Source organism: bacterium, from assembly GCA_008933615.1.
Lineage (GTDB): Bacteria > CLD3 > CLD3 > SB21 > SB21 > SB21.
Genome location: WBUR01000034.1, coordinates 34,232 through 45,928, shown reverse-complemented (window position 1 = coordinate 45,928; position 11,697 = coordinate 34,232). Strand labels below are relative to the sequence as shown.

Sequence of the window (11,697 nt, the reverse complement as noted above, 5' to 3'; positions counted from 1 at the left end):
AGAGCGGGGCCGCCACCGGGCGTTTTGTAAAAAGCTTTTGCATTCAAAACCGACCAGTTTCCATTGGCGTCTTTTGCACGAACATACAACGTATGAAATCCACCCGCAACCGATGAAATGTCTACCACAATACCGTTTTGAATAACGTTCGTACCCGGAGTAATTGCCACATTGGTCGCAGCGCCAAACCCGGGATCGTTGTCGATAAAATATTCCAGCTTTGTTACGTTAGGCAGAGCGGGGCCGCCACCGGGCGTTTTGTAAAATGATCGTGAATTCAAAACCGACCAATTCCCGTTTTGATCTTTCGCGCGAAGGTAAAAAGTATGAAATCCGCCGCCAAGCGCAGCTGTAGAAATACTGTGGCTGGTGATGGAGACGGTCGGTGAAGCAGAAAATGGGATTGAAATCGCATTATTGAATCCCGGATCGGAATCAAAAAAATACTCGACGTACGTAATATTCTGCGCCCGAAGAACACATGAAAACAAAAGTAATAAAGCTGTTATAAATTTTATCATAAAATCTATTTATAATGTCTGATGGAGTAGCCGAAGTCAATTATTTGATTTGACGTTTACGTCGATCGTTATCGTTGATCCACCGACTGCGGCATCGAATAAATAAATCGACGGGATTCCTGATAACACGTAGCCATGGCCTACGCCATTCTCGAACATACCACAATCCACGCCGCCGAAACCGGTATTGTCCGCAGGGCCCAGAGTCTGAATTTGCCATTTGGAATCGCTCGTACCGCTCGGAGCAAAAACTGTCGTCATAGTGACGCCTTGTTGATTGGTACCGGCAGGATATTGTGCTCCATTTCCGATATTGTTTAAAGGTGTGACACTGCCGTTGCCGTTAAAGGTTCCTGAACGCTGAATATTGTTGTTGTAAGAGACAGTGTTTATATTAATATCGCCTGTGATGACATTATTTGAAACATCTCCGGTAACGGAGGCGCCAAAATCAATTGCCGTATAAGAGCTACCGCCTGCATATTCGATATAATTATTCTGGAGCAAAAACTGAGTATTCCCGGTCGCTACGCTTACTGCACCGTAATAAGAACTTGCCTGATGTATATAGCACTGTCGAATGATAACGCTGTCTTTGGCATAGACATACAGAGGATAAGTGCCGACACCGCTGGTTCCCATTCGGCACCGTGAGATCGTAACATTATCCGCGTTGACGTAAATACCTAAGGCAAAATACAACCCCATGAGTATAGTTCCCTGAGCATTGACGTTCACGGTGCTGTTTATTCTTGCGGAATTAGTGTCTGCCTGGCCGGGGTTTTCGCCAAGGAAATAACCCGGACCGATAATAGTCAGCCGTTTGCTGATTGTAAATCCAACGTAACTCAGACTCCCACCCGAAACCAGAATAGTATCCCCTGCCAAGACTGACGCGGAGCCCACCGCCGTTGAAAGAGCCGAGAAATTGGCACCGGGCCGTTGTGCAACAGTCCAGATTTTAGCCTGCGCTGAATGCGCCGCAATTAACAAAAAAAGGGCCGCTGTAAAAAAGAATTTCGAAGACATATTATCCTCCTGTTTTAAAATAAATTTAAAATATAATTAATGATCAAAAATGTTTACGGCACCAAAGGATAAGTGTGAATGAAATATATCCGAAAGGAGAGGGAAAGCAATGAAAAAATATTACGATTTGTTCACTTTTTCACAGCCCGGATGATCCCTGCGCTGCCCAAGGTCAGGTATTTTTTTTGAATGTTAGTAAACCCATGACGGGCAAGTGCTTCCGGGAAAGTTTCAAACCAACGCGTTTCGCGGATTAGGCGGGTGAGTCCGGCGTCAAACACTTCTTTCCATTCCGGAAATAAACGGATGCCGATGAAATTCATGATATGATTGTAAATAGCCCAGACAGATCGGATGAAACGATTCGGCGGCAATGTAAAATCGTGCAGAACAATCACACCGCCGGAGCGAATGTGCGGGGAAATATTCTTAAGTAAAATATCCGGGTCAACGTATTTAGGAATATAGGATGAAACAACCGCATCGAACAATCCGTCTAATTTTACTTCTTCGGCGTTACCTAAAATAAATTGCGCGCGGATATGGTTTTTTTGAATTCGTTTTTGATAAATGGCGAGATAGTCGTCCGTGATATCGACGCCAATGATCTCCGCCTCCGGATGGCGTTTTGACAATCCCAACGTCACGATCCCTGTTCCGCACGCGAGGTCGAGTATACGTTTGGATGGCGGGACGCGTTTATATATCGCGCGCTTCCAATAACGATCCAATCCCAAGGAGAAAACATTTACAACCGTATCGTACGATTTTCCGGTTCCCGGAAAAAAAGAACGAACGATGGAATGGCGTTTTTCTATGACCGGATCAGTTGACAATGTCATAACCTTTCTGGTGAATTAAAAGATGTATAGTTTAGAAAAAATTAAAGGCTCTATGTAATTGGTCTGCTGTCAGCCCAAAATGCCGATCACGTCATTCTGTAAGAAACTTTTTGAATCATAGATCGCGCGCTGCAAAAAAAAGATTCTTACAGAATGACAACGGTATTTTCTGAATCCCATTTCGATCTTGATTCCTGCTAATCCTCCATGAACCGAAAAGCATTATGAGAACTGAGTAGTTACAAAATTACAATAAATTCTATTTGATAATAATAAATAACGATCGTTAACTTTAAGGAACGAACCCTAAAGACGTATGCATTCTTCATTACTTAAAAAAATAAGCTGGGTTACTATTTTCAGCGTTGCAATGGGATTTATGGAATCCGCCGTCGTTGTTTACATTCGCGCCCTGTACTATCCGAAGGGATTCCAATTTCCGCCGGTTCCTGTTGATTATACCATTGCCGTTACCGAAATATTCAGAGAAGCGGCAACACTGATCATGCTGCTGAGTATGGGGATCTTGCTCGGAAAAAACAAGGCCGAAAAACTGGCGTACTTCATTTTTTGTTTCGCCCTATGGGATATTTTCTATTATGTTTTTCTGAAATGGCTGCTCGGGTGGCCGTCATCATTATTGACATGGGATATTTTATTCCTAATCCCTATTGTATGGGTAGGGCCGGTCATTGCTCCGATTATTTTGTCCATGACGATGGTTTTTCTAAGCGCGGGCATTTTGTATTACGGCCAAAAAAATAAATCTGTAATTGTCTCTGCGCCGGAATGGACTCTATTGGTAGCCGGATCGCTGACAGTCATTTTTTCTTTTACCCGGGATTTTACCCGTTTTATCTTCAGCCGTTATTCCTTTGCGGAACTGATGCAGTTGTCAGCCGACAAGAAACTGTTTGAACTCAGTCTCAATTATATTCCCGTAACGTTTGACTGGATAATTTTTGGCCTGGGCGAGGTCCTTCTTCTTTCTGCAGTCGTTATCTTCATTCGAAGGAATTCCTGTTCGTGATTTATTTGAAATCAACCGCTAAGGCGCGAAGACGCAAAGTCAGATAGAAAATATTTATAGAGACCCTTAGCGTCTCAGCGTCTTTACGATCAAAAAAAATTCATTTCGGTCCCGGAGGCAAATGCGTTTTCAGATACCGTGTAAGCAATGAGCGCAAATGCAGAGAAGTTCCCTCGCCTTCGTTGATCGAATGTGTCCTGTTCGGATAGGCCATCATATCAAACGGTTTTCCCGCTTTGATCAGCTCATTGATCATCATTTCCGTATTTTGATAATGTACGTTATCATCGCCGGTTCCGTGAACGAGCAGCAGATGCCCGCGTAAATTTTTCACATAGGTCAAAGGCGCGGTTCTAGTATAATCGGCAGCGTTATCTTTCGGCAGTCCCATGTATCGTTCGGTATAAATATTATCATAATTATGCTGATCGGTCACCGGAGAAACACACATGCCGACATGATACAATTCCGGAAATCGAAACATTGCCTGCAAGGTGCTGGCGCCGCCGCCGCTCCAGCCCCATATTCCGACGCGGGTCGAATCAATAAAATTCCATGTGCGCATTATACGAACCGCATCGGCCTGATCCTGCGGCCCGAGATACCCGAGATCACGGTATATAATTTTGCGCCATGAACGGCCGCGCGGTGCCGGCGAGCCGCGGTTATCAATACTGCATACGACGTATCCCTGCTGCGCCAGCATCTGATGCCATAGATAATCTTTATCCCAGTCATCGGTGACGGTTTGATTAGCAGGCTCGCCGTATACGAAAAAGAAAAGCGGATATTTTTTGGTGGAATCAAAATCAAAAGGTTTGATCATCCATCCGTCGAGTGTGGTTCCCTTACCGATGTCGATTTTAAAAAACTCGGTTGGCCGCCTTTTGATAACGGAAAGATTTTTTTTCATTTCGGCATTGTCTTGTATAACCCGAAGTGTCTTGTGTTCCGGCAGGCTGATCAATTCGATCGTGGCCGGTTCGTCAATGGTAGAATAAGTATGAATGGCGTATTTCGCGTTAGGTGAAATTTGATAGGCATGCCATCCGTTTTTCACAGGCGTTAACTTTTCGGCTTTTCCTTTACCGTCCGTTTTCATTCTGAATAAAAACCTCTGCGTCGCATTATCCGGCGATGCGATGTAGTACAGCCAGTTTTCTTTTTCGTCGGCGTTCAGAACATTTACGACGTCAAAGTTCCCGGGCGTAAGCAGCGTCAGTTTTTTGCCGTCGCGGGAGACCTGATACACATGCCTCCATCCGTCGCGTTCGCTGATAATGAGAAATCCTTTGCCGCCGAGGACTTTAAATTCATCATCGATACTAATCCATGCGTTGTCCGTGTCGGTAAAGATGGATCGAACTTCGCCCGTCTTTACGTCTCCCAACATAAGCTGCATTGTATTCTGCAGACGGTTCAGGTGGCGCATTACGACCGCGTCGGAATTGCCTGCCCATTCCATTCGCGGAATATAATAATCTGTACGTGAATCGCCTGCAACTTTCATCCAGGTAGTGGAACCTCCCTCCGCGCTGACGACGCCGATACGGCAGGCGGAATTATTCTCGCCCGCTTTGGGGTATTGAACCGGGATCACGCGGGAATAAACGGAGTCGGTGTTATTGATCATATAAAAAATACCGATGTCCGTAGCGTCGAGTTGCCAATAGGCGATAGACTTGCTGTCGGGGCTCCAGGAGAATCCATCGCGAATGTGAAATTCTTCTTCGTACACCCAGTCAAATGTCCCGTTGATCACTGTTTTTGAACCGTCAAAGGTCAACTGAGTGATCTTGCCGGTTACCACATCTTCCGAGTACAAATTGTTTTCGCGCACATAGGCAACTTTATTTCCGTCGGGGGAGAACTTTGCAAACATGAGCGTAGAGGGTTCGGCATTGCCGCCGAGCTGACGCAGTTTGCCGCTCGCAAGATCGAGCGTCCAATAATCGCCGCGCGTATGGAGCCGCCAAACTTTTTTCGTATTGGTGAATATCAAAAGTCGCTTGTCGTCCGGCGACCATGAGTAATTGTAGATCGACAGAGCTGTAGACTGTCCTTCGGGCATGAGTCTGGACGAACTGAGCAAAATATCCCGTGTACCTTTTTCAACGTCGTATGTCACGATGTCTCTCCCGCCTGCGGAGGATGCCGAAGGTTCAAGGGTTGCGTAGCCGGACCCGTCCTTGAGCCATTTGGAGTGGCCGAAAAACTTCGGTTTGAATTCATCCGAACCGTAAATGCGTTCCAGCGTCAGCAAGGAACGGTCCTGAGCCGCAAGGCCGGAGATGCAAATAAGAAATAAAATGTAAAATCGTTTCATAAATGAATCCTTAGATAAAAATTGGAAAAAAATCAACGCGCAAAAGCTAATCGATTTTGATGTTTTTTCCAATGGTTTTGTTATGATGCGAGAAAGGCGTAGTTCCCGCAGATGCCGCAGATCAGCGCAGAAAAAAATCTGCGAAAATCAGCGAAATCTGCGGGAGAATGAGATTTACTCCTTAGGCAAAGGCAGTTTGTGCTGACGCAGGAAAGATAACTGATCCCAATAACCTCGCTGAAAAACGATCTCACCATTGACGATCTGAAAGAAGCCGCAGCCGCGCAGACCAAGCGGGTCCTTCCATTCGAGAATGGCCCATTCGCCGTCCTCGAAAATTTTCTCGACGATGCAAACCATTTTGGCCTTTGCAAATTCACCGGCAAACATCCGCCGGATCTTTTCTTTTCCCCGCAGGGGTTCAAAAACCACTTGATGATTAACCGCATCATCGGCGTACAATTCCATTAGCGCATCAAGGTCAACGCGGTTGAAAGCGTCAACCCATTTTTGTACAATTTGTTTGGGGGTCATGACTTCCGATGTGGTTTGACAACAATTATGGATAATTTTTATTTCAAAGTCGTTATTTAATACCGACCACCGTTTTTATTCATATAAGCGATTTATATCTACGGCTCTATCATACCGTCTTCGTTCACAGTAAGAATGAAAGCATCGCTGGAATCCAGCCTATGTGGAATATCTCCTCCTATAATCCATCCATGGGAAGTAGCATCGATCCAAATACCTCTTAAGTTAGTGCCGGTTATTTCAGTCCACGTGCGCGTAGATCTTTCCGACAAATTATTATCCAGCACTTTAAAGCCTTCGGTATAAACAAGGCCGAAGTCTCCGTTTGAGGATTGAGTCATTCGTGAAAAATCTCCAAAGTAAGAAAAGGAAATAGCCGACAAAGAGTCTCCGTCTGAAGATAGTCGATAAAGCGCATTACTGGTTAAATACGGAGTTGTGGCAATCAAAAGATCACCGGAATTAAGTTCCATGATCTGAGCCTCATAATTCCATGAAGTGGTTCGCAGGGTATCTGACCATACAAGCTCACCTTCACTATTGATCTTGATGACCAACAGATCCCCAACAGGCGAAGTGGCGTAATTAATGCCGCCCAGGGCAATGTACCCGCTGTCCTTTGTTGGTATCATTTCTGAAAAAAACGGATAAAAATCTTGTGGAAAAGGCGCATGTTCTTTTGTCCAGATTGTGTCGCCTAAAGAATTTACACGGCTTATGATCATAGAATATTTCGACGGTGAAATCCAACGTGAACCCGCTAAAACATAGTCTCCGTCGAAGGCACGAATGTGGGCGTCGTAATAAACGGAAGCGCCACGTTTCTTGATCGGAAAACCAGAGATAGAGCCTTCCGGAGACACAAAAACAAAATGATCCGACTCTCCATAAGTCAATCCTCGAATTTTTCCGTCGGCCTCCTTTCTCCAATTGTATCCTTCTATTTTACTTGTCCATACTGTGTCGCCCTTTTCGTCGAGTCTCATGGCGTAACTGCCTGCTGGCGGCCCATATGCTGAATCCGATAATTCGATGAAGCCTAACGAACCTGAAGATTGTGAAAAAACGTGGCTCATGCGATCATACATGGAAAAATCATAAATTTTAAAGTACGTTTTCTCGGTTCCATCCTGCCTTTGTGAAGATTCGCAGGCACAAAAAATTACCAGAGCGCCAATAATACGATTTCTAATATACCGTTTCATAAATGCCTCACAATGCGTAACATTTTAGACCAATTATAAAAGAAGGCCTTTTATTGAATTAAGTGTGAAACGGCTTCAAAAACTTACACTTTTAATTTTTTTTAAAAACGACAAAGCCTAAAATTAATCTAAAGGGAGGTTTTATAGCTTATCAATTCACAGACGTCCTTTAGTGCCTTTTTGGTTTTAACTTCGACAGTTAGAGGCTTCAGTTTCCCAATCGGTTTATGGGCAAAATATGCGTCCTTCAGGCTTTGATCAATTTTCATATTTTTTATGTCTTTGTCATTCTTTTCTGTAAAATAAAAAGATACTTTGAAGAACTTATCCCAAACGGATATCCAGCAAACCGTTTTTTTCTTTTGAACCAATTTACCCAGCCACGAGCCTCCGTCTTTGTAGTATTTCCATTCCAGCGTGGTCGGTGGAAAATTGGAAGAGACCGTAGATGTCAATTCATCCCAAAGAACTTTGCTCTTATCAAGGTGTTTTAATAAGATTTTGTCATCGGGAAACTCGTTTGAATCATTTAAAAGATGCTTATTCATTTTCTTTTCTTCATTAGTTTTGCGATCTCGACCGAATCCATATCTCCTTGCGCCTCCAGAGCCTTGACGACCCGGTCATAATTATTTTCATCGCGGTTCTGTGAAAGTTTCATTGCAGCCTGAATACGGGTGATCTCGATCTCAAACCCGACGATGCCGCGCATTTCGCGGTCAACAAATTCCTTCGACATTCCATTGACGCTTACCGGATTCTGCATACCCGATTCATATTTATCAACCAGTTTACCGAGCTGGTCTTTCAGTTGTTCGCCCGCGACGATACGGACGTTACCGTATACATGAACGGCGAGATAATTCCAGGTCGGAACATTCTCGTGATCGTACCATGACGACGACACGTATGCGTGAGGCCCTGAAAAAATCGCCAGCACTTCCTCGTTCTTATCAAAATCCTTCCATTGCTTATTGCTCCGCGAGATATGTCCGATCAGGACGTCTTTGCCGTCCGAGTTTTTATCCAGGTACAGCGGGATATGCGTGGCCCATGGTTTTGCGTCAACCTGACTTACCAATATGGCAAAACCGTTGCCATGAATGAATGCCCTGACCGCGTCCGTGTCTTCGTTCTTGTAATGTTGAGGAATATACATAGTTGAATTATTATCTTTTTTTTATTTTTAAAATACTCAGCGGGTCGAAGACGACCTGATGATTAACCGCATTGAAGTGTATATCTATTTGGGTGATCCATTTTCGATCGGTCTTAATTATAAGCAAAACTTAACGTGAACCGTAGAAAAACGCAAGTGCCGCATTATAATAAAATACAGATCCCTCATCTCAACATTAGGTTGTGAGTAATAAAAATCTGAAATTCGGTTGAACCTTAATTCGCAGAATGCTATTTTAAAAAAAGTTTAGAACATCACCCGAAAGGGAGTGTGCATGAGAAAAACAGCGGTTATATTAATGTGGGTGATATTCGTTACGTCCAGCTGCAATGCCCAGAAAAATTCAAATGATTTGCCTGAATGCAATTGGTGCGGCACAGACGAAGCGCCGGCTAACTTAACTTCACATGTAATCATCGCCCCTGCAGACGAACCGGGCGTGCGAATTACTATTCGCGGAAAATTTTATCAATCCGACGGAGAAACGCCTGCGGCCGGAGTTATTGTGTACCTCTACCACACCAATGCAAAGGGTCTGTACGAAAAAAAGGGTAACGAAACCGGTAACGGCAAACGGCACGGCTATCTTCGCGCTTGGCTGAAGAGTTCGTCCGACGGATCGTATGCATTCGAAACCATCCGTCCCGCATCGTATCCAAGCGGAACGGAAGCGCAACACATCCACATTACCGTCAAATCTCCCGGAAAACAGGAAATTGCGCTGGACTCTTTTATGTTTGACGACGACCCGCTTCTTACCGCCGAAAGGAAAAAAAGATTAAAACAAGTCGGCGATTCAGGATCGGGAATTCTATCGTTAAAAAACGTGGATGGTATGACGGTTGGTTATCGCGATATTGTTCTGCCCAATTAAAGCTGCATTCTACATCGCTGGGGTATCGTTATTTATACAAATCGCCGTTAAGATATTTAAGTCCTGAATCAACGATCACAGTCACGATTTTTTTCCCTGCGCCGATAATTCTCGCCCTTTGAATGGCTGCCCACACATTGGCTCCGGAGGTGGTTCCTCCGAATATCCCTTCCAGTCTTGCCAGTTTTCGCGCCGTTTCCCTGGCATCTTCATCCGAAACGGATATTATTTCATCCGCCAGATCCAACCGGCATATGCTCGGAATGAATCCTGCGCCAATGCCTTCTAATCTATGCGTTCCCGACGTATCGCCTCCCGAAAGGGAGCGAACGTGCAGCGGTTCAATCGGGATACAGCGTATATTGGGTATTTCCTTTTTTAACACTTCTGAATTTCCTGAAAAACAGCCGCCCGTCCCTACGCCCATAATAAATTCATCAATATTTTTTCCGAGCGCCTCGATGATCTCTGTTGCCATATTATGATAGGCATTCCTATTATCCATGTTATTAAACTGGTCAGTCCAAAATGTATTGGGCTGTTTACTTAATTCTCTCGCTCTCTGAACCATGGAGTCGATCAGTTTGGCTGTAATTTTTCGGTTCTCACTCGGAAATATTTCAAGCGTGGCGCCAAAGGCTTTCATGGTCTGAAGTTTTTCCTCTGCAAAAGCATCGGAGGAAACGAAGTGCGCACGATAACCTTTCGTGGCGCAGACCATCGCGAGAGAACTCCCCGTACTTCCACCGGTATAATCCATCACCATACCGCCGGGCTTGAGTTCGCCCCGCCGTTCCGCGCCTTCGATCATGGAAAGCGCCATCCGGTCTTTCATGCTGCCGGTGGGATTAGTTCCTTCGTATTTTACATATATTTCGGCGCAGCCGGGCTCGGATAATCGTTCTAATTTTAGTAACGGTGTTTTTCCTATGACCTGCATTTATAATCTTTCGCTTAGTGTTTATAAAGTAAGAATGAGTTAAGAAGAAGTAAGATCATCAAGCTGATATATGATATAATTTCATGAGTTGTTCCCTGAAAATTTTCGTTGATCCCATTCCTCAGAATCCAGAAAACAATAACAATGTTTCCTAATATAGCCATGATATGGAGAGAGTTATAAACCTGTGAAATCTCATTCATAACATACCTCCAAATATCTTATCATAAATTAGGAATCAGTTTCTTTCCGGTAATCAGGTAGTGATTACATTCGTTCTCCCATTCTTTCATGAAGGAATCGTAATATTCTTCGGTAAAGTTCTCAACAAACGTAACGCCTTTCGCGCTGATGGCTGTGTATTGATAACTGATATGAGCCAAAGTTCCGCCAGAAGATCTTTCCAATTCGATATCGATCACGGCAACGGTTTCTGCCGGTGTTACTTTCAAAAAGGATATTTTGAAATTGAGAGGATCGTACGTCGTCACGATCCAGATCGATTTTACGTCGCTTGGTCCAATCGTAAATATACAGCCTAATTCCGCAAGGCCGGATTGAGAAATAACTAAATCGGGATCCCAACCGTTGACCCACTCCGCTTCGCGAACGGGACATAAGAGCGGGAAAACCGCTTCAGGAGTCCCAATTAGGGTTTGGACATAATCTCTTTTTACGCGGGATGGTTTCACGATTTTCATAGGAAGCTTCACCGCTTCTCGAATAACGCCGATTTACGGATTAAGAACTGCTTCAGGTTTTTTATATAGAAATTTTGAAATGATCAAACCTTCAATGAAACTACCAATCAATAAAATGCTCAATTCGACTAGGTTCAATAAAATGGGTTCCTGTAAAAGTGTGTGGTAGATAAACCATTCCTGAAATACCCAATACATAATCCATATTGTAAAGCCCCAATACAGCCCTTGCTTGAACCAGGTTTTCCCTGGAATTGATTTTTGAAAAACGGTAAAGAGCCAGCTATGTACTATACTCAACACTACAATTCCGGCAACAGAAGAAAATATATCTCTGGTCGGGGTTAATTCAAGAAAGATTTTACTTTGCCAATCCGGGTTATAAAGTATGTTTTGAACGGGCGGGCTCATAAAAAGTCCGCCTAAAAAGCCTTCGCTGACAAATCCGGCTATTAAGCCGGAGTAGGTGATCTTGAATCCATCGTGTTTCATAACGTTTCTCCCTTTTATATTTT

The 11,697-nt window shown here is 44.1% G+C and carries 13 protein-coding genes; 2 read left to right on the top strand and 11 right to left on the bottom strand.

Going from position 1 to position 11,697, the window contains the following annotated elements; all coding sequences use genetic code 11:
- From F9K33_12630 to F9K33_12620, 3 genes are all read right to left on the bottom strand, one after another.
- The coding region (locus F9K33_12630) for a hypothetical protein (GenBank protein KAB2878633.1) at positions 1-521 on the bottom strand (521 nt) is incomplete at its 3' end.
- 36 nt (positions 522-557) lie between these two features.
- Positions 558-1,550, bottom strand: a complete 993-nt coding sequence (locus F9K33_12625) for a hypothetical protein (protein ID KAB2878632.1) — start codon at positions 1,548-1,550, stop codon at positions 558-560.
- 131 nt (positions 1,551-1,681) lie between these two features.
- Positions 1,682-2,392 carry a methyltransferase domain-containing protein gene (locus tag F9K33_12620; GenBank protein KAB2878631.1) on the bottom strand — a complete coding sequence of 237 codons (711 nt, stop codon included), beginning with the start codon at positions 2,390-2,392 and terminating at the stop codon, positions 1,682-1,684.
- A 370-nt stretch (positions 2,393-2,762) separates the two neighbouring features.
- Here F9K33_12620 and F9K33_12615 point away from each other — a divergent pair, with 370 nt between their 5' ends.
- Positions 2,763-3,422, top strand: coding sequence for a hypothetical protein (locus tag F9K33_12615; protein KAB2878636.1), 660 nt, complete (start codon positions 2,763-2,765; stop codon positions 3,420-3,422).
- Between the two features lie 100 nt (positions 3,423-3,522).
- Here F9K33_12615 and F9K33_12610 read toward each other — a convergent pair whose 3' ends face one another.
- The 5 genes from F9K33_12610 to F9K33_12590 form a co-directional block, all read right to left on the bottom strand.
- Positions 3,523-5,748: a S9 family peptidase gene (locus tag F9K33_12610; protein KAB2878630.1), complete on the bottom strand. Its 2,226-nt coding sequence runs from the start codon at positions 5,746-5,748 to the stop codon at positions 3,523-3,525.
- A gap of 174 nt (positions 5,749-5,922) precedes the next feature.
- Entirely contained in the window at positions 5,923-6,282 is a 360-nt protein-coding gene (locus F9K33_12605; protein ID KAB2878629.1) for a nuclear transport factor 2 family protein, read from the bottom strand.
- Positions 6,283-6,380: 98 nt separating this feature from the next.
- Entirely contained in the window at positions 6,381-7,487 is a 1,107-nt protein-coding gene (locus tag F9K33_12600) for a hypothetical protein (GenBank protein KAB2878628.1), read from the bottom strand.
- A 128-nt stretch (positions 7,488-7,615) separates the two neighbouring features.
- Positions 7,616-8,035: a DUF3788 family protein gene (locus tag F9K33_12595; protein KAB2878627.1), complete on the bottom strand. Its 420-nt coding sequence runs from the start codon at positions 8,033-8,035 to the stop codon at positions 7,616-7,618.
- On the bottom strand, positions 8,032-8,646 hold the full coding sequence (locus F9K33_12590) for an FMN-binding negative transcriptional regulator (GenBank protein KAB2878626.1): 615 nt from the start codon (positions 8,644-8,646) through the stop codon (positions 8,032-8,034). Before F9K33_12590 ends, F9K33_12595 begins: the two co-directional genes overlap by 4 nt.
- 295 nt (positions 8,647-8,941) lie before the next feature.
- Here F9K33_12590 and F9K33_12585 point away from each other — a divergent pair, with 295 nt between their 5' ends.
- Positions 8,942-9,541 carry an intradiol ring-cleavage dioxygenase gene (locus F9K33_12585; protein KAB2878625.1) on the top strand — a complete coding sequence of 200 codons (600 nt, stop codon included), beginning with the start codon at positions 8,942-8,944 and terminating at the stop codon, positions 9,539-9,541.
- A gap of 28 nt (positions 9,542-9,569) precedes the next feature.
- Here F9K33_12585 and F9K33_12580 read toward each other — a convergent pair whose 3' ends face one another.
- The 3 genes from F9K33_12580 to F9K33_12570 all read right to left on the bottom strand — a co-directional run bounded on the left by F9K33_12580 (position 9,570) and on the right by F9K33_12570 (position 11,674).
- The gene (locus F9K33_12580; protein ID KAB2878624.1) at positions 9,570-10,481 is read right to left on the bottom strand and encodes a cysteine synthase family protein; all 912 of its coding nucleotides are present in this window, start codon (positions 10,479-10,481) and stop codon (positions 9,570-9,572) included.
- Between the two features lie 224 nt (positions 10,482-10,705).
- Positions 10,706-11,182, bottom strand: coding sequence for a hypothetical protein (locus F9K33_12575; GenBank protein ID KAB2878623.1), 477 nt, complete (start codon positions 11,180-11,182; stop codon positions 10,706-10,708).
- Positions 11,183-11,215: 33 nt separating this feature from the next.
- Positions 11,216-11,674, bottom strand: coding sequence for a hypothetical protein (locus F9K33_12570; protein ID KAB2878622.1), 459 nt, complete (start codon positions 11,672-11,674; stop codon positions 11,216-11,218).
- Between the last annotated feature and the right edge of the window lie 23 nt (positions 11,675-11,697).